This is a genomic window from Streptococcus oralis (assembly GCF_024399415.1).
GTDB lineage: Bacteria > Bacillota > Bacilli > Lactobacillales > Streptococcaceae > Streptococcus > Streptococcus oralis_CS.
Genome location: NZ_CP029257.1, coordinates 528,597 through 554,217 on the forward strand (window position 1 = coordinate 528,597; position 25,621 = coordinate 554,217).

General features: G+C 42.9%; 21 protein-coding genes. All 21 read left to right on the forward strand.

Translation table 11 applies throughout. The annotated features are described in order from the left end of the window. The first annotated feature begins 41 nt into the window (after positions 1-41). Complete coding sequence (gene nrdR, locus DG474_RS02725) at positions 42-515, forward strand: transcriptional regulator NrdR (protein WP_001203678.1); 474 nt, start codon at positions 42-44, stop codon at positions 513-515. Further along, positions 516-1,679, forward strand: coding sequence for a DnaD domain protein (locus DG474_RS02730; protein ID WP_255778743.1), 1,164 nt, complete (start codon positions 516-518; stop codon positions 1,677-1,679). After that, on the forward strand, positions 1,680-2,576 hold the full coding sequence (gene dnaI, locus DG474_RS02735; protein WP_255778744.1) for a primosomal protein DnaI: 897 nt from the start codon (positions 1,680-1,682) through the stop codon (positions 2,574-2,576). Then, positions 2,573-3,286: an NADPH-dependent oxidoreductase gene (locus tag DG474_RS02740; protein WP_125391378.1), complete on the forward strand. Its 714-nt coding sequence runs from the start codon at positions 2,573-2,575 to the stop codon at positions 3,284-3,286. Before dnaI ends, DG474_RS02740 begins: the two co-directional genes overlap by 4 nt. Positions 3,287-3,299: 13 nt before the next feature. Beyond that, positions 3,300-4,610 (forward strand): ribosome biogenesis GTPase Der, encoded by a 1,311-nt coding sequence (gene der, locus DG474_RS02745; RefSeq protein ID WP_001207688.1) that lies wholly within the window; start codon positions 3,300-3,302, stop codon positions 4,608-4,610. Between the two features lie 227 nt (positions 4,611-4,837). Then, positions 4,838-5,704 (forward strand): TPM domain-containing protein, encoded by an 867-nt coding sequence (locus DG474_RS02750; RefSeq protein ID WP_255778745.1) that lies wholly within the window; start codon positions 4,838-4,840, stop codon positions 5,702-5,704. Positions 5,705-5,864: 160 nt separating this feature from the next. Beyond that, positions 5,865-6,461 carry a LemA family protein gene (locus DG474_RS02755; protein WP_000812471.1) on the forward strand — a complete coding sequence of 199 codons (597 nt, stop codon included), beginning with the start codon at positions 5,865-5,867 and terminating at the stop codon, positions 6,459-6,461. Between the two features lie 131 nt (positions 6,462-6,592). Then, entirely contained in the window at positions 6,593-6,883 is a 291-nt protein-coding gene (locus tag DG474_RS02760; protein ID WP_125391375.1) for a hypothetical protein, read from the forward strand. A gap of 143 nt (positions 6,884-7,026) precedes the next feature. Next, positions 7,027-7,782 carry a DNA alkylation repair protein gene (locus DG474_RS02765; RefSeq protein WP_125391374.1) on the forward strand — a complete coding sequence of 252 codons (756 nt, stop codon included), beginning with the start codon at positions 7,027-7,029 and terminating at the stop codon, positions 7,780-7,782. 130 nt (positions 7,783-7,912) lie between these two features. Beyond that, positions 7,913-10,426, forward strand: a complete 2,514-nt coding sequence (gene secA, locus DG474_RS02770; protein WP_001284115.1) for a preprotein translocase subunit SecA — start codon at positions 7,913-7,915, stop codon at positions 10,424-10,426. A gap of 79 nt (positions 10,427-10,505) precedes the next feature. Further along, positions 10,506-11,537 carry a 3-deoxy-7-phosphoheptulonate synthase gene (locus DG474_RS02775; protein ID WP_255778747.1) on the forward strand — a complete coding sequence of 344 codons (1,032 nt, stop codon included), beginning with the start codon at positions 10,506-10,508 and terminating at the stop codon, positions 11,535-11,537. A gap of 1 nt (position 11,538) precedes the next feature. Next, the gene (locus tag DG474_RS02780; RefSeq protein ID WP_049478699.1) at positions 11,539-12,570 is read left to right on the forward strand and encodes a 3-deoxy-7-phosphoheptulonate synthase; all 1,032 of its coding nucleotides are present in this window, start codon (positions 11,539-11,541) and stop codon (positions 12,568-12,570) included. Positions 12,571-12,614: 44 nt separating this feature from the next. After that, positions 12,615-12,977 carry a holo-ACP synthase gene (gene acpS / locus DG474_RS02785; protein WP_025171527.1) on the forward strand — a complete coding sequence of 121 codons (363 nt, stop codon included), beginning with the start codon at positions 12,615-12,617 and terminating at the stop codon, positions 12,975-12,977. Beyond that, positions 12,967-14,070, forward strand: coding sequence for an alanine racemase (gene alr / locus DG474_RS02790; RefSeq protein ID WP_255778748.1), 1,104 nt, complete (start codon positions 12,967-12,969; stop codon positions 14,068-14,070). The genes acpS and alr overlap by 11 nt, the downstream gene beginning before the upstream one ends. Positions 14,071-14,088: 18 nt before the next feature. After that, the gene (gene recG, locus DG474_RS02795) at positions 14,089-16,104 is read left to right on the forward strand and encodes an ATP-dependent DNA helicase RecG (RefSeq protein WP_255778749.1); all 2,016 of its coding nucleotides are present in this window, start codon (positions 14,089-14,091) and stop codon (positions 16,102-16,104) included. Between the two features lie 469 nt (positions 16,105-16,573). After that, entirely contained in the window at positions 16,574-17,554 is a 981-nt protein-coding gene (locus tag DG474_RS02800) for an acetylxylan esterase (protein ID WP_255778750.1), read from the forward strand. 335 nt (positions 17,555-17,889) lie between these two features. Continuing rightward, positions 17,890-21,282, forward strand: a complete 3,393-nt coding sequence (locus DG474_RS02805) for an SIALI-17 repeat-containing surface protein (protein WP_255778751.1) — start codon at positions 17,890-17,892, stop codon at positions 21,280-21,282. 233 nt (positions 21,283-21,515) lie between these two features. After that, positions 21,516-22,214, forward strand: a complete 699-nt coding sequence (locus DG474_RS02810; RefSeq protein WP_001135645.1) for an N-acetylmannosamine-6-phosphate 2-epimerase — start codon at positions 21,516-21,518, stop codon at positions 22,212-22,214. Between the two features lie 113 nt (positions 22,215-22,327). Beyond that, complete coding sequence (locus tag DG474_RS02815; protein ID WP_071851252.1) at positions 22,328-23,656, forward strand: extracellular solute-binding protein; 1,329 nt, start codon at positions 22,328-22,330, stop codon at positions 23,654-23,656. Between the two features lie 219 nt (positions 23,657-23,875). Then, complete coding sequence (locus DG474_RS02820) at positions 23,876-24,742, forward strand: carbohydrate ABC transporter permease (protein ID WP_161801140.1); 867 nt, start codon at positions 23,876-23,878, stop codon at positions 24,740-24,742. Between the two features lie 15 nt (positions 24,743-24,757). Next, on the forward strand, positions 24,758-25,597 hold the full coding sequence (locus DG474_RS02825) for a carbohydrate ABC transporter permease (RefSeq protein ID WP_001183243.1): 840 nt from the start codon (positions 24,758-24,760) through the stop codon (positions 25,595-25,597). Positions 25,598-25,621 lie beyond the last annotated feature (24 nt).

The following is a 25,621-nucleotide window of genomic DNA, read 5'->3' on the forward strand; positions in this document are numbered from 1 at the left end:
AAAATGGTATAATGAAAAGAAAACGACAAGGAGGGAAGTGCATGCGTTGTCCAAAATGTGGGGCTACCAAGTCTAGTGTTGTTGATAGTCGACAAGCCGAAGAAGGAAATACCATCCGCCGAAGACGTGAGTGCGACGAGTGTCAGCATCGTTTTACAACCTATGAACGAGTAGAAGAAAGAACGCTGGTTGTCGTCAAAAAAGACGGTACGCGAGAGCAGTTTTCAAGAGATAAAATCTTTAATGGGATTATCCGCTCAGCCCAGAAACGTCCTGTGTCAAGTGATGAAATCAACATGGTGGTCAATCGCATCGAGCAAAAACTCCGTAGTCGCAGTGAGAATGAGATCCAAAGTGAATATATTGGGTCCTTAGTCATGGAAGAATTGGCAGAGCTTGATGAGATTACCTATGTTCGTTTTGCCAGTGTTTACCGTAGCTTTAAGGATGTGAGTGAGTTGGAGAGTCTGCTCCAGCAGATCACCCAGTCCTCTAAGAAGAAAAAGGAAAAATAGATGAAACCAAATGACCGTTTTTCTTTTCTAAAGAATAATCGGGTGTCGCAAGATACCTCTTCTCTGGTGCAGTGCTACCTCCCGATTATCGGTCAGGAGGCACTGAGCCTCTATCTATATACCATTACCTTTTGGGATGGTGGGCAAAAGGAACACCTCTTTTCCCATATCCTCAACCACTTAAACTTTGGCATGCCGACCTTGCTCCAATCCTTCAAAGTCTTATCTGCCTTCGATCTGTTGACCCTTTATCAGAAGGAGAATGTCTATGAATTACAGCTTCATTCTCCCCTCTCCAGTCAAGAATTTCTAAGTCATTCTGTCTATAGCAGATTATTAGAGAAAAAGATTGGGGATACAGCTGTTTCTGCTATGAAGCAGACTCCAAGTGAGGGAGAAGCACTCTCTGTTTCTTTGAGCCAAGTCTTTCCAACCCTGACTGAAGAAGTGACACCAAGCGAGTCTAAAAGCAAGTTAAAAAATGATTTTGACTTGGAACATTTCCAGCGTCTGATGGCTCGAGATGGCTTGCGTTTTGAAGACGAGCAGGCGGATGTTTTGGAATTGTTTGCCATCGCAGATGAAAAAAAATGGACCTGGTTTGAAACCTATCAATTAGCTAAGGCGACAGCTGTAGCTCAGGTTATTTCTGTCAAACGCATGCGTGAAAAGATAGCACAAAAACCAGCTACTTCTGACTTTAGCCCCAAAGAAATGACCATTATCAGGGAAGCCAAAAATAAAACACCCCTACATTTTTTAGCGGAAATCAAGCAAACGCGTAAGGGGAACATCACCCAAAGTGAAAGAGAACTCCTTCACCAGATGGCGTCTTTAGGCTTGATGGATGAAGTCATCAATATCATCTTGCTTCTAACCTTTAACAAGGTTGATTCGGCAAATGTCAATGAAAAATATGCCATGAAGGTTGCCAATGACTATGCTTATCAAAAAATTCGAACAGCAGAAGAAGCTGTGCTTCGGATTCGAGAGCGTCAGAAAAAAGGGCAAGAAGACCAGAAATCGAAAACTAGCTCGACTAAGACAAATGTTCCCAAGTGGAGCAATCCAGAATATAAAAATCAAACCAGTGAGGAAACTCGTCTGGAACTAGAACGTAAAAAACAAGAAATGTTAGCCCGATTAGAAGAAGGAGGAGACTAGATGGAGAGTGTTGGCGACGTTATCAAGCGTCAGATAAGTCGTTTTCAGTATCAGGACCTAGTCCAGCAGATTATGAAAGACCCAGATGTAGCGGCTTTTATCCAGAAAGAATCCCTCAGCCCAGAGGAGTTGAATCGTAGCATCTCCAAGTTCAACCAATATATCACAGAACGGGACAAGTTTCTTCGTGGGGATGCGGACTATATAGCGCGTGGCTACAAGCCCATCTTGGTTATGAATCACGGATATGCGGATGTGTCTTATGAAGAAACACCAGAACTAATCGCGGCAGAAAAAGAGGCTGCAATTAAGAATCGTCTTAAGTTGATCAATCTACCAGCCAGTCTCAAGAAAGCGAAATTGGCTCAGATTGACCTGGATGATCTAGGACGGTTGCCGATTTTTGAGAGACTCTATTCCTTTGTTGACCTTTACCCAAGCATTCGAAAAGGCCTCTATCTTTACGGAGATTTTGGTGTTGGTAAGAGTTTTATGATGGCAGCCTTAGCTCATGACCTATCTGAAAAACGTGGGGCATCAACGACCATTCTCCATTATCCAAGTTTTGTCATTGATGTGAAAAATGCCATCGGTGAAGGATCTGTGAAGACCTTGGTGGATGACATCAAGTTAGCAGAGGTCCTGGTCTTGGATGATATTGGTGCAGAGCAGTCGACACCTTGGGTACGTGATGAGATTCTCCAAGTCATTCTTCAGTACCGCATGCAGGAAGATTTGCCAACCTTCTTTACTTCCAACTTTAATTTCCAAGATTTGGAAAAACATTTTGCCAAAGGAAAGAATGGAAATGACGAGACTTGGGAAGCTAGACGGGTCATGGAACGAATCCGTTATTTGGCTGAGGAAACGAGACTAGAAGGAGAAAATCGCCGATGACAGAAACCATTAAACTGATGAAAGCTCATACTTCAGTTCGTCGCTTTAAGGAGGAAGAAATTCCTCAAGCAGACTTGGAAGAGATTTTGACTGCTGGACAAATGGCATCATCTTGGAAAAATTTCCAATCCTACTCTGTGATTCTTGTGCGCAGTCAAGAGAAGAAAGATGCTCTTTATGAATTGGTTCCTCAGGAAGCCATTCGCCAATCAGCAGCCTTTTTGCTCTTTGTTGGTGACTTGAATCGAGCGGAAAAGGGAGCAAGCCTTCATACGGACACTTTCCAACCTCAAGGGGTAGAAGGTCTCCTTATCACGTCTGTGGACGCTGCGCTTGCGGGGCAAAATACCTTGCTTGCAGCAGAGAGTCTGGGATATGGTGGTGTTATCATCGGTTTGGTTCGTTACAAGTCAGAAGAAGTGGCAGCGCTTTTTAACCTACCTGACTATACCTACCCTGTTTTTGGGATTGCCCTTGGCGTGCCAGATCAACAACACGAGGTCAAACCAAGACTGCCTTTGAACCAAGTGGTATTTGAAGAGGAATACCAAGAACAGCCAGTAGCGGCGATTTTGGACTATGACAAAGTACAGGCAGACTATGCTGGTGCGCGTGCGACGACCTCTTGGAGTCAACGTTTGGCAGAGCAGTTTGGTCAAGCTGAACCTAGTTCAACTCGGAAGAATCTAGAACAGAAAAAGTTATTGTAGAAAGTGAGAAAACATGGCCTTACCAACTATTGCCATTGTGGGACGTCCCAATGTTGGGAAATCAACCCTATTTAATCGAATCGCTGGTGAGCGAATCTCAATCGTAGAAGATGTCGAGGGTGTGACACGTGACCGTATCTATGCAACGGGTGAGTGGCTCAACCGTTCTTTCAGTATGATTGATACGGGAGGGATTGACGACGTCGATGCTCCCTTCATGGAGCAAATCAAACACCAGGCAGAAATTGCCATGGAAGAAGCGGATGTCATCGTCTTTGTAGTTTCTGGGAAAGAAGGAATCACAGATGCAGATGAGTACGTAGCTCGTAAACTTTATAAGACCCATAAACCTGTTATCCTTGCGGTTAACAAGGTTGACAACCCTGAGATGCGAAATGATATCTTTGATTTCTATGCGCTAGGATTGGGTGAACCACTGCCAATTTCGTCTGTCCATGGTATCGGTACGGGTGATGTGCTGGATGCCATTGTGGAAAATCTACCACACGAAGTCGAAGAAGAAAATCCAGATGTCATCAAATTCAGCTTGATTGGCCGTCCTAACGTTGGAAAGTCAAGTTTAATCAACGCTATTTTGGGAGAAGACCGTGTGATTGCCAGCCCAGTAGCTGGAACAACGCGTGATGCCATTGATACCCACTTTACAGATACGGATGGACAAGAGTTTACCATGATTGATACAGCTGGTATGCGTAAGTCTGGTAAAGTCTATGAAAATACGGAGAAATACTCTGTCATGCGTGCCATGCGTGCCATTGACCGTTCTGACGTGGTCTTGATGGTCCTCAATGCCGAAGAAGGTATCCGTGAGTACGACAAGCGTATCGCAGGTTTTGCCCACGAAGCCGGTAAAGGGATGATCATCGTGGTCAATAAGTGGGATACCCTTGAGAAAGATAACCACACCATGAAAAAATGGGAAGAAGATATCCGTGAGCAGTTCCAATACCTGCCTTACGCACCGATTGTCTTCGTGTCTGCTCTGACCAAGCAACGTCTCCACAAACTGCCTGAGATGATCAAGCAAATCAGCGAAAGTCAAAACACACGTATCCCATCAGCTGTCTTAAACGATGTCATCATGGATGCCATTGCCATCAATCCAACACCGACAGACAAAGGGAAACGCCTCAAGATTTTCTACGCAACCCAAGTGGCAACCAAGCCACCAACCTTTGTCATCTTTGTCAATGAAGAAGAACTCATGCACTTCTCTTACCTGCGTTTCTTGGAAAATCAAATTCGCAAGGCCTTTGTCTTTGAAGGAACCCCGATTCATTTGATCGCAAGAAAACGCAAGTAAGCCTTACTTATTTTTCTACAAAAACAAACTAAAAGAAGACTTCATAGTCTTCTTTTTTCTATCTAAGAGGGGAGAAAAGAACCTATCAAATTGGAGGAGAATCTGTCATCAAATTTCAATCATTCTCCTATCTTTTGTAATCTATTTGTAATGAAAATGCACTTTCTTTGTAAAAATCAAAATGCTATAATTCCTTAAATCAATTTTCCTTTATCAGGGAGGTTATTATGAAAAAAAGCAGATTATTTAAACATAGTTTGTTGGTTCGCTTGCTTGGGTTGCTGATGGTCTTTCTCTTCTTGTCAGCATTCACAGCACCTGAAAAACCTGAGTACGGGATCTATGACCCGGATCACTATCTAACGGATGAGACTATAAGTCAGATTCGGGAATTGAATAATGTAAATAGTAAAAAATCAGAAAAATTCCAGATGGGTGTTTACGTTGTGAAAAGCCTAGATGGAGAAACAATCGAGACTGTAGCCAATGAAACAGCTAGAGCTTGGAAGATTGGCTACTCGGGAGACAATCACGGTGTCTTGATTGTGGTAGCAGTCCAAGATAGAAAATCACGGATTGAAACCAGTAATAATGTGGCCAGTAAGATCACTGACTATCAGACTCACAGGTTCTTGACAACAGCACGTCCTTACTTTAAAAATGGTGACTATAACAAGGGTGTTCTCTCAATAGTCAATAATCTCAACTACATGTTCTATAGTGGATCGAGTACGACTGCTTCAAGTTCTAAAAGTAGTTACGACTATACTACCAACTCTAGTCGCTTAAGGGAACTTGAAAGGTATGCTGGTGAGAGCAGTTCTTCGAGACGTCATCGAAAAAGCAGTTCAAGTGACGGAGTTATCGTATTTGGAGTTCTCATTTACTTCATCGTGATGATTATCGGATTTCTATTTGGTGGTCGTGGTTCACGTGGAGATGATTCTGGCGGTGGCTGGTGGGGCGGTGACTCATCAGACTCAGGTTCCTCTTGGTCTGATTCGGGCTCCTCTTGGTCTGACTCAGGCTCCGACTCATCTGGTGGCTGGGACGGCGGTGGCTTTGATGGTGGCGGTTCGTCTGATGACTGGTGAGTAATCGTATATAGCTCAAATCGATTTCTCCATACAGTAAGGTGACTCCTTTGCAAGAGTTCACTCCTTAATTAAAAATAAAAACAAAGTTTGGGAAATTGATTTAAAATCTGAGTATTTTCTCAGAAAAGTTAATAAAAGAAAGTGTTAAGGTTTTGATATGAAACAAAATAAAGTAATTCTCTCAATAGTGGCTATTTTCTTTGGACTACTAATTCTGGGAAGTTGTTCCGCAGTGACGACCTATAATGGTCTGGTTGGTGAACAGACTAAAGTGGAGCAGGCTCAGGCTGATGTCTCGACAGCCCTCCAACGTCGTTCGGACTTGATTGGTAACTTGGTGGAGTCCGTTAAAGGACAAATGAATCATGAAACCGAAGTCTTTACCAAGATTGCGGATGCTAGAGCTAAAATCGGTAGTAGCTCAGTGACATCGGAAGAAAACCAAAAGGCTCAGGGAGAGTTGAGCTCAGCTCTTTCCCGCTTGATTTCCTTGACGGAGAATTATCCAGAACTCAAGAGCAATCAAAATGTTGAGCAACTAATGGTCGAACTTTCAGGCAGTGAAAATCGTATCTTTGTAGCACGCAAGGATTATAATAAAGTCGCAGCCGAGTACAATCAAAAGTTGAGAAGTTTTCCAACCGTGCTTTTTGCGAATATGATGAACTTTAAAGAAGCTGAAACCTTCAAGGAAACAGAAGAAGCCAAGACAGTTCCTAAGGTTGATTTTGGAACCTCTTCATCAAGTCAATAAAGTGAATCAGCCTATGAATAAAGGAATTTCTCTAGCGTGACTAGTGATTTCCAACCGAACCTGGAAAGCTTTTTCCAGGTATTTTTGGTATAATAAAAGGGAAGAGACAGTGACTCAAATGGAGGTTTGCTATGGAGAAAACAAAAGCCTTTCTTGAAGCGCACTACAAGAGATATATCCTTACGATTTGCCTTCTCTGGTTCCTCATGTTTTTTCTTCCTTGGGATTGGCAAATAGGAGGAGTTTCAGTATATTATTTCGTTATGAGAAAACTCTTTGTGGTTTTTGGTGTTTTATCTATCTTATACTCCGTGCTGATTAAAAAATTCAGTCTTCTCATCTTTGGAATTATCTTTTGCTTGGCCTTCTGGATCAATCTCTTTTTGTACTTTGGCTTATTGCCAGCATTTTTGGGAAATTAAACATTAAAAATTGGTGGACTAGACGAGTTTCTAGTCCTTTTTTCTTCCTTGACAAAATAGTTTGAGAAGTGAAAATGATTTTGTTGACGGGCGATCTGTATGATATAATAAGTTCCGTAAACAGAAGATTAAGGAATTTAATAATGGCGAAAAAAGTAAAGGACTATTATGACTTGGCTTATGCTAGGGATTTGAGTCAACGGATGCAAGAAGCGTCCCCTGCCTTTGAGGGACAAAAATTTATCTTGTTGCTAGAAAAAGACTTGGAAAATTTGGAGTTTAGCCAGCGTCAAGAACTCTTGGCTAAAAGTATCAAAGAATGTCTCCCCCTATCTTATCAGGACTCTCTCAAGGTTTTTGAGAAAATTTTAGGTCCTGAGTTAGAGGGTGGTTTAGGCATGTTTTCAGAAGGGTATTGGCTTTGGCCAATCGGTAAATATGTAGAACTATATGGAGACAAGGAATTTGAATTGAGCGCGGCCTTTAGTAAGGAACTAACCAAGCGATTTACTGGAGAATTTTCTATGAGACCTTTGCTGGCTCGCTATCCTAAGGCTACAATGACTTTGCTGTTAGAATGGAGTCGGGATGAAAATTTGCGCGTTCGTAGACTTGCTAGCGAGTGCATGCGTATCCGTCTGCCTTGGGCTAAGAGACAAACCGTGGTATTGGATTATTTTGAGGATTTTACCACTATTCTGACCAATCTAAAGGATGATAGAGACAAGTCCATTCAAAAAAGTGTAGCCAATAATCTAAATGATTTGTACAAGGAAGACCCTGATAAGTTTGAAAGGATTCTTCAAACTTGGCAAAAGGAGGAGCTGAGTCCAAGTTGTGCTTGGATCATCAAGCATGCATCTCGAACAAAAAACAAAAAGGTAGCCACAGAAGATTGATGCAAAAAAAGCTGAATTTTGGCTGGCCTTTTCCGTTGTAAATTAAGGATTCTTTCTTGAAAAATAATGGTAAATATGCTAAAATTAAAAGAACATTCTAAAATATTCAGAATAAAAAGTAAGGAAAATCATGGCTAATATTTTAAAAACGATTATTGAAAATGATAAAGGAGAACTTCGTCGTCTGGAAAAGATGGCTGATAAGGTTCTTAACTATGAGAGCCAAATGGCTGCAATGTCAGACGAAGAACTAAAAGCGAAAACTGACGAATTTAAAGAACGATACAACAAGGGTGAATCACTTGATTCATTGCTATATGAGGCTTTTGCGGTAGTACGTGAAGCAGCAAAACGTGTCCTCGGGCTTTTCCCTTATAAGGTTCAGGTCATGGGTGGGATTGTTCTTCACCATGGTGACGTTCCAGAGATGCGTACGGGTGAAGGGAAGACCTTGACAGCGACCATGCCAGTATACCTCAATGCCCTTGCAGGTAAAGGGGTTCACGTAGTTACAGTCAATGAATACCTAACAGAACGTGACGCGACTGAGATGGGTGAGCTTTACTCATGGCTCGGTCTTTCAGTAGGGATCAACTTGGCAGCTAAATCTCCAATGGAGAAAAAAGAAGCTTATCTTTGCGATATTACCTACTCAACCAACTCAGAGATTGGTTTCGACTACCTTCGTGACAACATGGTCGTTCGTGCAGAAAATATGGTACAACGTCCGCTCAACTATGCCTTGGTCGATGAGGTGGACTCGATCTTGATCGATGAAGCTCGTACACCATTGATCGTTTCAGGTGCTAACGCAGTTGAAACAAGCCAACTCTACCATATGGCGGATCACTTCGTGAAATCCTTGGATAAGGACGACTATATCATTGACGTTCAGTCTAAGACGATCGGTTTGTCAGATTCTGGTATTGACAAGGCTGAAAGCTACTTCAAACTAGAAAATCTCTACGACATTGAAAATGTGGCTCTTACTCACTTTATCGACAATGCCCTCCGTGCCAACTATATCATGATTCTCGATATTGACTATGTGGTTAGTGAAGAGCAGGAAATCTTGATTGTCGACCAATTTACAGGTCGTACCATGGAAGGTCGTCGTTACTCTGATGGTTTGCACCAAGCGATTGAAGCAAAAGAAGGTGTGCCAATCCAAGATGAGACCAAGACATCAGCTTCTATTACCTACCAAAACCTCTTCCGTATGTATAAGAAATTGGCAGGTATGACAGGTACTGGTAAAACAGAAGAAGAAGAATTCCGAGAAATTTACAACATTCGTGTTATCCCAATCCCAACTAACCGTCCAATTCAACGTATCGACCACTCAGACCTTCTCTATGCAAGTCTTGATGCGAAATTTAAGGCTGTTGTTGAAGATGTAAAAGCTCGTTACCAAAAAGGTCAGCCGGTCTTGGTAGGTACAGTTGCCGTTGAAACGAGTGACTTCCTTTCTAAAAAATTGGTAGCAGCAGGTGTTCCTCACGAAGTCTTGAATGCGAAGAACCACTACAGAGAAGCGCAAATCATCATGAACGCGGGTCAACGTGGTGCCGTTACCATCGCAACCAACATGGCCGGTCGTGGTACCGACATCAAGCTTGGTGAAGGGGTTCGTGAACTTGGTGGTCTTTGCGTCATTGGTACAGAGCGCCACGAAAGTCGCCGTATTGATAATCAGCTTCGTGGACGTTCAGGACGTCAAGGAGACCCAGGTGAGTCACAATTCTACTTGTCTCTTGAAGATGATTTGATGAAACGTTTCGGTTCTGAACGTTTGAAAGGTGTCTTTGAACGACTCAACATGTCTGATGAAGCCATCGAATCTCGCATGTTAACGCGTCAAGTTGAAGCAGCTCAAAAACGTGTCGAAGGAAACAACTATGACACTCGTAAACAAGTCCTTCAATACGATGATGTTATGCGTGAACAACGTGAGATCATCTATGCGCAACGCTATGATGTCATTACTGCAGATCGTGACTTGGCACCAGAAATCCATGCTATGATTCGTCGTACCATTGGACGTATCGTGGATGCACATGCTCGTTCGAAAGAAGATGAAAAATTGGAAGCAATCTTGAACTTTGCTAAGTATAACTTGCTTCCAGAAGATTCAATTAGCCGTTCAGATCTTGCAGGTTTGTCAGACCAAGCTATCAAAGATGAACTTTTCCAACGTGCCTTGAAAGTCTATGACAGCCAAGTTGCTAAGCTTCGTGACGAAGATGCAGTGAAAGAATTCCAAAAAGTCTTGATCCTACGTGTTGTAGACAACAAGTGGACAGACCATATCGATGCTCTTGACCAGTTGCGAAATGCTGTTGGTCTTCGTGGATATGCTCAAAACAACCCTGTTGTAGAATATCAAGCAGAAGGTTTCCGCATGTTTAATGACATGATTGGATCAATTGAATTCGATGTGACCCGCTTGATGATGAAAGCACAAATCCATGAACAAGAACGTCCGCAAACTGAACACAATATCAGTACAACTGCGACTCGTAATATCGCAGCGCAGCAGGCAAGCCTTCCAGAAGATTTGGACTTGAGCCAAATCGGACGAAACGACCAATGCCCGTGTGGATCAGGTAAGAAATTCAAGAACTGTCATGGTAAGAGACAATAATATGAGATAAGATACAGGCGGATACCTGGTAAAAATCATTTTTTGCTTGGTGTCCGTTTGCTTTATAAGGAGATGAATCATGGTATTTAAAGCTAAAAGTCCTAAAATTAACATTGAAGAAGTTCGCGCCTTGTCTAAATTAGAGGGAGCGGCTCTTGCGATAAAAAATCAACGTGATCAGGAATTGGAAGCCATCATCCGTGGGGAAGACCAGCGTATTCTCTTGGTGATTGGACCATGTTCATCTGATAACGAAGAGGCGGTTCTCGAGTATGCCAAGCGTCTATCTGCTTTGCAAGAAGAGGTCAAAGACCGTATTTTTATGGTCATGCGTGTCTATACAGCTAAACCTCGTACCAATGGTGATGGCTATAAGGGCTTGATTCATCAACCAAATGCGACAGAAGCACCTAGCTTGATCAATGGGATCAAGGCTGTTCGCCAACTGCACTACCGTGTGATTACCGAGACGGGAATGACAACAGCGGATGAGATGCTTTATCCTGAAAATCTTCCGCTGGTGGATGATTTGATTTCTTATATGGCTGTTGGAGCTCGATCTGTAGAGGATCAACAGCACCGTTTTGTAGCGAGTGGAGCAGATTTCTCGACAGGATTTAAAAATCCCACATCTGGAAATCTCAATGTCATGTTTAACGGGATTTATGCAGCACAAAATAAACAGAGTTTCCTCTTCCTCGGCAAAGAGGTGGAAACGACGGGGAATCCATTGTCCCACGCCATTCTTCGCGGAGCATTGAACGAATACGGGAAAAATATTCCTAATTACTACTATGACAATTTGATGGATACCATTGATCAGTATGAAAAGATGGGCTTAGAAAATCCCTTTATCATCATCGATACCAATCACGACAATTCAGGCAAGCAGTACATGGATCAAATCCGTATCGTTCGTCAGACCTTGATTAACCGTGACTGGAATGAGAAGATCAAAAAATATGTTCGTGGTTTTATGATTGAGTCCTATCTAGAAGATGGACGTCAAAATGAGCCAGAAGTTTTTGGTAAGTCCATTACAGATCCGTGTCTAGGCTGGGACAACACAGAAGCACTTGTTCGCGAAATTTACCAAACGCTAGGAGAGTAAGATGGCATTTATCGAAAAAGGTCAAGAAATTGATATTGAAGCAATCAAGGCTGCGACCCAGTTGTCACCTGAAGCCTTGCGAAAGAAAGAAGCCCGCGATAGAGAGCTGGCAGCCATCATCTCAGGTGAGGACGACCGAATCCTTTTGGTGATGGGACCGTGTTCTTCAGACAATGAAGAAGCTGTGCTCGAATATGCTCGTCGTTTAGCAGACTTACAGAAAAAAGTTGCAGATAAAATCTTTATTGTGATGCGTGTCTATACGGCTAAACCTCGTACCAATGGAGATGGCTATAAGGGTTTGGTTCATCAGCCGGATACTTCTAAAGCTCCAAGCTTGATTAATGGCATACAAGCTGTTCGTCAGCTGCACTACCGTGTGATTACGGAGACGGGCTTGACGACAGCTGATGAGATGCTTTATCCGTCAAATCTCGTTTTGATCGATGATCTAGTCAGCTACCATGCTGTAGGGGCTCGTTCAGTAGAAGACCAGGAACACCGTTTTGTAGCGTCTGGGATTGATGCTCCAGTTGGGATGAAAAATCCAACATCTGGGAACCTTGGGGTTATGTTTAATGCTATCTATGCAGCTCAAAACAAGCAAACCTTCCTTTACCACGGTCAAGAAGTGGAAACTTCGGGAAATCCTTTGGCCCATGTTATCCTTCGTGGCGCCATGAACGAATATGGTAAAAATGAACCCAATTTCTACTATGAAACCCTCTTAAATGCCATCAATCGTTATGAGACCATGGGACTTGAAAATCCCTTCATTATCATCGATACCAATCATGACAATTCAGGCAAGCAGTATATGGAACAAATTCGCATTGTTCGCCAAGCCTTGCTGAATCGTGACTGGAATGAAAAGATTAAAAAGACGGTTCGAGGCTTTATGATTGAGTCTTACCTAGCAGACGGTCGTCAAAACCAACCAGAGGTCTTTGGTTGCTCCATAACTGACCCTTGTCTAGGTTGGGAAAATACAGTAGCCTTGGTAGAAGAAATTTATACCACCTTAACAAAATAAGTGAAAAGGATGGAGTTGGGGGAATCTCAGCTCCTTTTATGAGTATGATAGTTGGACACGGAATTGACATCGAAGAATTGGCTTCGATAGAAAACGCAGTTACACGACGTGAGGGCTTTGCTAAGCGCGTGCTGACCCCTAAAGAAATGGAGCGTTTTGCCAGTCTCAAAGGGCGCAGGCAGATCGAATACTTGGCAGGCCGCTGGTCGGCTAAGGAGGCCTTTTCCAAGGCTATGGGGACAGGAATTGGCAAACTGACCTTTCAGGATTTGGAAGTTTTGAACAATGAACGAGGCGCGCCTTATTTTAGTCAGGCACCATTTTCAGGAAAGATTTGGCTATCTATCAGCCATACAGATCAGTTTGTGACAGCCAGTGTCATTTTGGAGGAAAATCATGAAAGCTAGTCCACATAGACCAACCAAGGCTCTGATTCATCTGGGAGCTATTCGACAAAATATTCAGCAAATGGGGGCTCATATCCCTGAAGGAACGCTCAAGTGGGCAGTGATCAAGGCTAATGCCTATGGTCATGGGGCTGTTGCCGTTGCCAAGGCTATTCAAAATGATGTTGATGGATTTTGTGTTTCCAATATTGATGAAGCTATTGAACTTCGTCAGGCTGGCCTCAGCAAGAAAATCCTCATTCTAGGTGTATCTGAGTTAGAAGCTATTGGCCTAGCTAAAGAATACGACATCACTTTGACGGTGGCTGGACTGGAGTGGATTCGAGCGTTGGTTGCCACTGGGGCTGATTTATCTGGCTTATCGGTTCACCTCAAGATTGACTCAGGGATGGGACGGATTGGTTTTCGAGATTCCAGTGAGGCAGAGCAGGCTCAAGCCTTGCTCCAACAACACGGCGCTCGTGTTGAGGGGATTTTTACCCACTTTGCTACTGCAGATGAAGAATCAGATGACTATTTTAATGCCCAGTTAGAATGCTTTAAAACTATTTTGGCAAGTATGAAGGAAGTTCCAGAGCTGGTTCATGCCAGCAACTCAGCAACGACCCTCTGGCATGCTGAGACTATTTTCAATGCAGTCCGTATGGGAGATGCCATGTATGGTCTCAATCCTAGTGGAGAGGTCTTGGACTTACCCTATGATTTGACACCAGCCTTGAGTTTGGAGTCTGCCCTTGTTCATGTCAAGACAGTTCCAGCTGGAGCTTGCATGGGCTATGGAGCAACCTATCAGGCGGATAGTGAGCAAGTCATTGCGACCGTGCCAATCGGCTATGCGGATGGTTGGACACGAGATATGCAAAATTTCACTGTCTTGGTAGATGGCCAAGCTTGCCCAATCGTCGGACGAGTATCTATGGACCAAATCACCATTCGTCTGCCTAAGATTTATCCGCTAGGAACAAAAGTAACCTTGATCGGCACAAACGGTGGCAAGGAAATCACAGCTACTCAGGTAGCGACCTATCGTGGAACTATTAACTATGAGGTGGTTTGTCTCCTCAGCGATCGCATTCCGAGAGAATATTATTAAAAAAGAAAGGAGTGGAGCATGAATCTACATCAACCCTTGCATGTCTTGCCTGGTGTGGGACCAAAGTCAGCAGAGAAATACGCTAAACTAGGAATTGAAAACTTGCAAGACCTCTTGCTCTACTTTCCTTTCCGTTATGAAGATTTCAAAACCAAGCAAGTGCTGGAGCTGGAAGATGGAGAAAAGGCTGTTCTTTCTGGTCAAGTCGTGACTCCTGCCAGTGTCCAGTATTATGGTTTTAAGCGCAATCGCCTGCGCTTTAGCCTCAAGCAGGGAGAAGTCGTTTTTGCGGTTAATTTCTTTAACCAGCCTTATCTAGCAGATAAGATAGAATTGGGAGCAACTCTTGCCGTTTTTGGAAAATGGGACCGTGCCAAGGCCAGTCTGACTGGGATGAAGGTTCTAGCTCAGGTGGAAGATGACCTCCAGCCTGTCTATCGTCTGGCTCAAGGAATCAGTCAGGCCAGTCTGGTCAAGGCCATCAAGACGGCTTTTGATCAGGGACTGGACCTCTTGATAGAGGAAAACCTTCCCCAGTCTTTGCTGGACAAATACAAACTCATGTCCCGTTGCCAGGCTGTTCGCGCTATGCATTTTCCCAAGGATTTGGCAGAATACAAGCAGGCCCTTCGCCGGATCAAGTTTGAGGAACTCTTTTACTTCCAAATGCAGTTGCAGTTACTCAAGTCTGAAAATAGAGTTCAGGGAAGTGGTCTGGTTCTGAATTGGTCTCAGGGAAAAGTGACAGCCGTTAAAGAAAGTCTTCCTTTTGCCCTGACCCAAGCTCAAGAAAAGAGTTTGCAGGAAATTTTGACAGACATGAAGTCGGACCATCACATGAATCGTCTCCTTCAAGGAGATGTGGGAAGCGGGAAAACGGTAGTTGCTGGCTTGGCCATGTTTGCGGCGGTGACGGTTGGCTATCAGGCAGCTCTTATGGTGCCAACAGAAATCCTAGCAGAGCAACACTTTGAGAGTTTACAGAACCTTTTTCCAGACTTGAAACTGGCTCTCTTGACAGGATCCTTGAAAGCTACAGAAAAAAGAGAAGTCTTGGAGACTATTGCCAAGGGTGAGGCTGACTTTATTATCGGGACTCATGCTTTGATACAAGATGGAGTGGATTATGCTCGCCTTGGCTTGATTATCATCGATGAGCAGCACCGTTTTGGCGTGGGGCAAAGGCGTGTTCTGAGAGAAAAAGGGAACAATCCTGACGTTCTCATGATGACAGCGACGCCCATTCCACGGACGCTGGCTATCACAGCCTTTGGCGATATGGATGTTTCCATTATCGACCAGATGCCAGCGGGTCGGAAACCCATTGTGACACGTTGGATCAAACATGAGCAACTACCTCAGGTACTGACTTGGTTAGAGGGGGAAATTCAAAAAGGTTCGCAAGCCTATGTTATCTCTCCCCTGATCGAAGAATCTGAAGCTCTGGATCTGAAAAATGCTATTGCCTTATCTGAGGAGTTGACAGCTCATTTTGCTGGCAAGGCAGAAGTAGCCCTCCTACATGGTAAGATGAAGAGTGACGAAAAAGACCAGATCATGCAGGAGTTCAAAGAGAGAAAAACGGATATTCTGGTTTCGACAACGGTTATTGAGGTTGGGGTTAATGTTCCCAATGCGACCGTCATGATTATCATGGATGCCGATCGGTTCGGTCTCAGCCAACTTCACCAGCTCAGAGGTCGTGTTGGTCGGGGGGACAAGCAGTCCTATGCTGTTCTCGTGGCTAATCCCAAGACGGATTCTGGGAAAGATCGCATGCGTATCATGACAGAAACGACCAATGGATTTGTCCTTGCGGAGGAAGATTTGAAAATGCGTGGTTCTGGAGAGATTTTCGGAACCAGACAGTCAGGCCTTCCAGAGTTTCAAGTGGCTGATATTATCGAAGATTTTCCGATTTTAGAAGAAGCCAGAAAGGTTGCCAGCTACATTAGTTCGATAGAAGGTTGGCGAGAGGATCCAGAATGGCGCATGATTGCTCTCCATCTGGAAAAGAAAGAACATCTAGATTAATACTCTTCGAAAATAAAATTCAAACCACGTCAACGTCGCCTTGGATTATATATGTAACTGACTTCGTCAGTCTTATCTACAACCTCAAAGCAGTGCTTTGAGCAACCTGCGGCTAGTTTCCTAGTTTGCTCTTTGATTTTCATTGAGTATAAGCTTTCTCTAAGGAAAACTTAAGCTAGCTTTTAGGTTTGGGTCTTATACTAGAGTCATCAAAAAGAAACGAGGGCTCTCACATGACTATTAAAGTAACCTACCAAAAGAAATTCCAAACCGTCAAACTAGAGAAAGGAGCTAGCACCTATTGATACACAGAGAGCGGAAACGCTCTTTTTATTTTTAAAACTACTTTCAGACGATAGGTTTGAGGAAAGAGAATCTAAAATCACTTTCTATTTAGAATTCTTTCTTGCATTGCCTTCCTAGATATGCTAGAGTTATGATAGCGATTACAAAATAAAAGGAGCATACTATGAAAAATCCAGCTTTGTTAGAAGAAATCAAGACCTATCTAGGAAGGGATGAGGTTCCAGAAGACTTTGATGCTTTCTGGGATGAAGAGGTCAAAAAAGTTTCATCTCTTCCAGCCTACCAGTTGGAGGAAAGAGATTTCCATATTCCTCAAGTCAAGTGCTATGAGCTCACTTTTGAAGGAACCAATGAAGGCAAGGTTTATGCACGTGTCATCCTTCCAAAGAGTGAAGGTAAAGTTCCCTTAATCTTCCACTTTCACGGCTATATGGGACGTGGCTGGGACTGGGCCGACATGCTGGCCTTTACCGTGGCTGGTTACGGTGTTGTTTCTATGGATGTCCGTGGACAGTCGGGCTATTCGCAAGACGGCATGCGTTCTCCACTAGGAAATACCGTTAAGGGACATATCATCCGTGGTGCTGTTGAAGGTAGGGATCATCTCTTTTATAAGGATGTTTATCTGGATATTTACCAGTTGATCGAAATTGTTGCTAGTCTACCTGAGATTGATGAGAAGCGACTTTCTAGTTATGGTGCCTCACAAGGAGGGGCTTTAGCCTTAGTTGCAGCTGCTCTCAATCCTCGGATTCAGAAAACAGTGGCCATCTATCCTTTCTTGTCAGACTTTAGACGAGTGCTTGAGATTGGCAATACCAGTGAAGCCTATGATGAACTCTTCCGTTATTTCAAGTTCCACGATCCCTTCCATGAAACAGAGGATGAAATCATGGCGACTCTTGCCTATATCGATGTGAAAAATCTTGCCCATCGTATCAAAGGAGAGGTCAAGATGATTACGGGCTTGGATGACGATGTTTGCTATCCTATTACCCAGTTTGCGATTTACAACCGCCTAACTTGCGACAAGGCCTATCGCATCATGCCAGAGTATGCTCACGAAGCCATGAATGTTTTTGTCAATGACCAAGTCTATAACTGGCTCTGTGGCAGTGAGATTCCTTTTAAGTACGTAAGATAATGAATGAGAGAGCCCAGGAGCTCTCTTTTTATGTCCAAAACCTGAAAGTACTTTTAGAAAATTTAAAATATTAAAATATTCTTAAAAGTAAAATCTATTCTGTGGGAACACAGATATAAATATAAGACTTTATTGTATAATAAAGGAAAAGTCACTTGTGAAAGGAGGAAAAAGGCTGCTGGGTGCTTAAAGAATTCCTCAGCAGAAAATGGGAGAGGATTGGAAGCTCTCATTAAGTTGGATATTTTCTTGTAAAACTTGTCTCTTGAAGAGACAATAAAAATTTTTAAAGAAAAAAGAAAGCGCTTTATTTTATGAAAAATGAAAGGACAAACATGAATTACAAATATTTAAATCGGAAACAGCGATACGGAATTCGAAAATTTGCAGTTGGGGCGGCATCTGTAGTGATTGGTACAGTGGTATTTGGAGCAAATCCAGTCTTAGCTCAAGAGCAAGCCAATGCAGCAGGGGCCAATACAGAAACTGTCGAACCTGGTCAAGGTTTATCAGAATTGCCAAAAGAAGCGTCCTCGGGAGATCTTGCTCATTTGGATAAGGATTTGGCTGGTAAATTGGCAGCAGCTCAAGACAACGGCGTTGAGGTGGACCAAGACCATTTGAAAAAAAATGAGAGTGCAGAATCAGAAACCCCATCCTCTACCGAAACCCCTGCAGAAGAAGCAAATAAGGAAGAGGAATCAGAGGATCAGGGTGCTATTCCTCGTGACTATTACTCAAGAGATTTAAAAAATGCTAATCCTGTCCTTGAAAAAGAAGATGTTGAAACCAATGCAGCAAATGGTCAGAGAGTTGATTTATCAAGTGAACTAGACAAACTAAAGCAACTAAAAAATGCTACAATTCACATGGAGTTCAAACCAGATGCATCAGCTCCACGCTTTTACAATCTCTTCTCTGTATCCAGTGACACCAAGGAAAATGAGTACTTTACTATGTCGGTCCTTGATAATACAGCTCTTATTGAAGGGCGTGGCGCTAACGGGGAGCAGTTCTATGATAAGTATACAGATGCTCCTTTGAAAGTTCGTCCTGGACAATGGAATTCCATGACCTTTACTGTCGAACAACCAACAGCGGAGTTACCTCATGGTCGAGTTCGTCTCTATGTGAACGGTGTCTTATCTCGAACAAGCCTCAAATCTGGTAACTTTATCAAAGATATGCCAGATGTTAATCAAGTTCAACTTGGAGCAACCAAACGGGCCAATAAAACAGTTTGGGCATCAAACCTACAAGTGCGAAACCTAACTGTTTATGATCGTGCTTTAAGCCCAGATGAAGTTCAGACAAGAAGTCAACTATTTGAAAGAGGTGATTTAGAAAAGAAACTTCCTGAGGGAGCGAAAATCTCAGAGAAAGAAGACGTCTTTGAAGGTGGAATGAACAACCAACCAAATAAAGATGGTATCAAGAGTTATCGTATCCCAGCTCTTCTCAAGACAGATAAAGGAACGCTGATTGCAGGTGCAGATGAACGTCGTCTCCATTCGAGTGACTGGGGTGATATCGGCATGGTCATCAGACGCAGTGAAGATAATGGTAAAACTTGGGGAGATCGAGTAACTATTACCAACCTACGTGACAATCCAAAGGCTTCTGATCCATCAATCGGTTCACCAGTGAATATCGATATGACCCTGACTCAAGATCCTGAAACCAAACGCATTTTTGCCATTTATGACATGTTCCCAGAAGGAAAAGGAATCTTTGGAATGTCTTCGCAAAAAGAAGAAGCCTACAAAGAAATCAATGGTAAAACCTATCAACTCCTCTATCGAGAAGGTGAACAGGAAGCTTATACTATTCGAGAAAATGGTACAGTTTACACTCCAGATGGTAAAGCAACAGACTACCGTGTTGTTGTAGAACCTGTTAAACCGGCCTATAGTGACAAGGGTGATCTATACAAGGGTGACCAGCTACTGGGCAATATCTACTTCACAACAAACAAAACTTCTCCATTTAGAATTGCGAAGGATAGCTACCTATGGATGTCTTACAGCGATGACGACGGGAAGACCTGGTCAGCGCCTCAAGATATTACTCCTATGGTCAAAGCCGATTGGATGAAATTCCTAGGAGTAGGTCCTGGAGTGGGGATTACCCTTCGTACTGGACCACATAAAGGTCGAATCGTCGTTCCTGTCTATACGACCAACCGGGCTAACCACCTCAATGGTTCTCAATCATCTCGAATCATCTACTCAGACGACCATGGTAAGACTTGGCATATGGGTGGTGGTGTCAACGACAATCGTACACTTTATGATGGTACAGTAGTCGATTCAAGTACCATGAGTAATTATTATGCTCAAAATACAGAAGCTTCAGTTGTTCAGTTAAACAATGGGGACCTCAAACTCTTTATGCGTGGGTTGACAGAAGATCTACAGGTTGCAACCAGTCATGATGGTGGTCTAACTTGGGACAATAACGTTGAACGCTACGATGTGCCAGACGTTTATGTTCAAATGGCTGCGACTCACACGGTTCAAAATGGCAAAGAGTATATTCTATTAGCAAATGCAAATGGTCCTGGTCGTAAAAATGGTTATATTCGAGTGGCTCGTGTAGAAGAAGATGGTCAGTTAACTTGGTTGCACCACCATTTGATTCAAGAAGGTGAGTATGCTTATAACTCACTTCAACAAATCGGACCAGATGAATTTGGACTTTTATATGAACACCATGCTCCTGGAGGTGTTCCATACACACTTTCCTTCAAGAAGTTCAACTGGGATTTCTTGACCAAGGAAAGAGTTTCTCCTAAAGAAGCAAAAGTAAAATATGCTATCCAAAAATGGCCAGGCATTATAGCCATGGAGTTCGATTCGGAAGTATTGGTCAACAAGGCTCCGACCCTTCAATTGGCAAATGGCAAGACAGCAACCTTTATGACCCAGTACGATACAAAAACTCTCCTATTCACAATAGACCCAGGGGATATGGGTCAAAGGATTACAGGTCTAGCCGAGGGTGCAATTGAAAGCATGCACAATTTACCAGTTTCTTTAGCTGGCTCTAAACTAAGCGATGGTATTAATGGCAGTGAAGCTGCTATCCATGAGGTGCCGGAGTACACAGGTGGTGTCAATGCAGAGGAAGCAACGGTTCATGAAGTTCCGGAGTATACAGGTCCAATGGCAACAGTAGGTGAAGAAGCAGCTCCAACGGTTGAAAAACCTGAATTCACAGGTGGTGTCAATGCAGAGGAAACCCCAGTGGCAGAGATACCAGAGTACACTGGACCATTGGCAACAGTAGGTGAAGAACCAGCTCCAACAGTAGAAAAAACAGAATTCACTGGTGGAGTCAATGCTGTTGAGGCAGCAGTCCATGAACTTCCAGAGTTCAAGGGTGGAGTCAATGCAGTTCTAGCAGCCTCAAACGAGCTTCCTGAATATAGAGGAGGTGCTAACTTTGTCTTGGCAGCTTCAAATGACCTGCCAGAGTATAAGGGTGGTGTCAATGGTGCTGAAGCAGCAGTCCTTGAAGTGCCAGAGTACAAGGGAGACACCAATCTAGTATTAGCAGCTGCAGACAACAAACTGTCTCTAGGCCAAGATGTGACCTATCAAGCGCCAGCAGCTAAACAAGATGAACTTCCAAATACGGGAAGCAAGGAAACAAGCTCACTGCTTTCCCTTGGTCTTGCAGGCGTTCTTTTATCCTTGTTTGCATTTGGCAAGAAGAGAAAAGAATAGTAAGCAAAAGCTATTTGAGTAGGTCTCAGAAGAGATAGCAGGTTTTTCATCCTGCTATCTTTCTTTATTACATTCAGCTTGATTCGAAATCATAAGAAGTCTGAAACTACTTTCAGGATAGTCTGTTCTATAAAATAGTTTTGAAACTGAAATCTATTCTATCACAATCTATTGAAAGCGCTTAACAAATGATATATAATAAGCCCATAGAAGAAAGAAAGGGAGGAAAGAGGATGCCACAGATCAGCAAAGAAGCCTTGATTGAACAAATCAAAGATGGAATCATTGTCTCTTGCCAGGCACTTCCTCACGAACCGCTTTATACAGAAGCGGGAGGAGTCATTCCCTTGCTAGTCAAAGCGGCTGAGCAAGGTGGAGCAGTCGGTATCCGAGCAAACAGTGTTCGCGATATCAAGGAGATTAAGGAGGTTACGAAACTCCCGATTATCGGGATTATCAAACGTGACTATCCGCCACAGGAGCCATTCATTACAGCTACTATGAAAGAAGTGGATGAATTGGCTGAACTCGATATTGAGGTCATTGCTCTGGATTGTACCAAACGTGAACGTTACGACGGTTTGGAAATTCAGGACTTTATCCGACAAGTCAAAGAAAAATATCCGCATCAACTCTTAATGGCTGATACTAGCACGTTTGAAGAGGGTATAGCAGCAGTTGAAGCAGGAATTGATTTTGTTGGAACAACCCTATCAGGTTACACCTCTTATAGTCCTAAGGTAGATGGTCCAGACTTTGAACTGATCAAAAAACTGTGTGAAGCAGGTGTGGATGTCATCGCTGAAGGGAAAATTCATACACCAGAACAAGCTAAGCAAATCCTTGAATATGGAGTGCGAGGTATCGTTGTTGGTGGAGCTATCACTAGACCAAAAGAGATTACGGAACGCTTTGTTGCCGGTCTAAAATAACACAATCTCAAAAAAGAGGAGAGTGGTCGATGCGTCGGACAAAATGAAAACGTATACAAATATAAAGAACTCATTATCCAATATGGATACGCTTATCAATTAGGAGAATACAAATGAAATTTAGAAAACTAGCTTGTACAGTACTTGCGGGTGCTGCGATTCTTGGCCTTGCGGCTTGTGGTAACTCTGGTGGAAGTAAAGATGCTGGAAGCTCTAGTAGCGATAGCGGGAAAACAGAAATCACTTGGTGGGCATTCCCAGTCTTCACACAAGAAAAAACGGGTGACGGTGTTGGAACTTATGAAAAATCAATCATCGAAGCTTTTGAAAAAGCAAATCCAGATGTAAAAGTGAAATTGGAAACCATCGACTTCAAGTCAGGTCCAGAAAAGATCACAACAGCTATCGAAGCTGGAACAGCGCCAGACGTACTCTTTGACGCACCAGGACGTATCATCCAATACGGTAAAAACGGTAAATTGGCTGAGTTGAACGACCTCTTCACAGACGAATTCGTCAAAGATGTCAACAACGAAAACATCGTACAAGCAAGTAAGGCTGGAGACAAAGCTTACATGTATCCAATCAGTTCAGCTCCATTCTACATGGCTATGAACAAGAAAATGTTGGAAGATGCTGGAGTTGCAAACCTTGTAAAAGAAGGTTGGACAACTGATGACTTTGAAAAAGTTTTGAAAGCGCTTAAAGATAAAGGCTATACACCAGGTTCATTGTTCAGTTCTGGTCAAGGGGGAGACCAAGGAACACGTGCCTTCGTTGCAAACCTTTATGGCGGTTCTGTAACAGATAAAGACGTAACCAAATATACAACAGACGATCCTAAATTCGTCAAAGGTCTTGAAAAAGCTGCTAGCTGGATTAAAGACGGTTTGTTGAACAACGGTTCACAATTTGACGGTGGAGCAGATATCCAAAACTTTGCCAACGGTCAAACTTCATACACAATCCTTTGGGCACCAGCTCAAAACGGTATCCAAGCGAAACTCTTGGAAGCAAGTAAGGTAGACGTGGTAGAAGTACCATTCCCATCAGACTCTGGTAAACCATCTCTTGAATACCTTGTAAACGGATTTGCAGTATTTAACAACAAAGACGATAAGAAAATCGCAGCTGCTAAGAAATTCGTTCAATTCATCGCAGATGACAAAGAATGGGGTCCTAAAGACGTAGTTCGTACAGGTGCCTTCCCAGTTCGTACTTCATTTGGCAAACTTTATGAAGACAAACGTATGGAAACAATCAGTGGCTGGACTAAATACTACTCACCATACTACAACACTATCGATGGATTTGCTGAAATGAGAACACTTTGGTTCCCAATGTTGCAATCTGTATCAAATGGTGACGAAAAACCAGCGGATGCTTTGAAAGCCTTCACTGAAAAAGCTAACGAAACAATCAAAAAAGCTACAAAACAATAAGCACTAAGTCAGATTGATTCCCCCCTTTTCCCTGTGCACTATGGTGTAAGAAAAGGGGGACTTTTGTTTGAAATGGTAGGAACTGTCACGAAATTAAAATGAAGTTCTTACATAAGCGAATCTTAAAAAATTTCATTTTGGTTTTAAAACAGTTCAAGAAAATTAAAAACTATTCTATTTGAAAGAGAGGTGCCGACTGTGAAAGTCAATAAAATTCGTATGCGGGAAACAGTGATTTCCTACGCTTTCCTAGCACCAGTGTTATTCTTCTTTGTCATCTTTGTCTTGGCTCCTATGATTATGGGATTCATTACAAGTTTCTTTAACTACTCCATGACTAAATTTGAGTTTGTGGGCTTGGACAACTACATTCGCATGTTTAAAGACCCTGTCTTTGTGAAGTCTTTGATCAATACCGTTATCCTGGTTATTGGATCTGTTCCGATTGTGGTTCTCTTCTCGCTCTTTGTAGCATCTCAAACCTATCATCAAAATGCCATTGCCCGTTCTTTTTATCGTTTCGTCTTCTTCCTTCCTGTAGTTACAGGTAGTGTTGCCGTAACGGTTGTATGGAAATGGATCTATGACCCCCTATCAGGGATTCTAAACTTTGTCCTTAAGTCAAGCCACATCATCAGCCAAAACATTTCTTGGCTGGGTGACAAAAACTGGGCTTTGCTAGCGATTATGATCATTCTTTTGACAACATCTGTTGGTCAACCGATTATCCTTTATATCGCTGCAATGGGGAATATTGACAACTCACTTGTTGAAGCAGCGCGTGTAGACGGTGCGACTGAATTCCAAGTCTTCTGGAAGATCAAATGGCCTAGCCTTCTTCCAACAACTCTTTACATCGCAATCATCACAACCATCAACTCATTCCAATGTTTCGCCTTGATTCAGTTGTTGACTTCTGGTGGTCCAAACTATTCAACAAGTACCTTGATGTACTACCTTTACGAAAAAGCCTTCCAATTGACAGAGTACGGCTATGCAAATACCATCGGTGTCTTCTTGGCAGTGATGATTGCCATTGTCAGCTTTGCTCAATTCAAGATCCTCGGAAACGACGTAGAATACTAAAGAAAGGAGACAGTTATGCAACCTACACAAAAGAAACCTTTAACAGCTTTCACTGTTATTTCAACGATTATCTTGCTCTTGTTGACCGTACTGTTCATCTTTCCATTCTACTGGATCTTGACAGGGGCCTTCAAATCACAACCTGATACCATTATGATTCCACCACAGTGGTTCCCTAAAATGCCAACCATGGAGAACTTCCAACAACTCATGGTGCAAAACCCTGCTATGCAGTGGATGTGGAACTCTGTATTTATCTCACTGGTAACCATGTTCTTAGTCTGTGCAACCTCTTCTCTAGCAGGTTATGTCTTGGCTAAAAAACGTTTCTATGGTCAACGTATCCTCTTTGCAGTCTTTATCGCTGCCATGGCACTTCCAAAACAAGTTGTCCTTGTACCATTGGTACGTATCGTTAACTTCATGGGAATTCACGATACTCTTTGGGCAGTTATCTTGCCTTTGATTGGATGGCCATTTGGGGTATTCCTTATGAAACAATTCAGTGAAAATATCCCTACAGAATTGCTTGAATCAGCTAAAATCGACGGTTGTGGTGAGATTCGTACCTTCTGGAGCGTAGCCTTCCCTATCGTGAAACCAGGATTTGCAGCCCTTGCAATCTTTACCTTCATCAATACTTGGAACGACTACTTCATGCAGTTGGTTATGTTGACTTCACGTCAAAACTTGACTATCTCACTCGGGGTTGCGACCATGCAGGCCGAAATGGCAACCAACTATGGTTTGATCATGGCAGGTGCAGCTCTTGCAGCCGTGCCAATCGTAACCGTCTTCCTTGTCTTCCAAAAATCCTTCACTCAAGGGATTACTATGGGAGCTGTTAAAGGATAAGACCTTGCGAAAATCGAGTTTAAA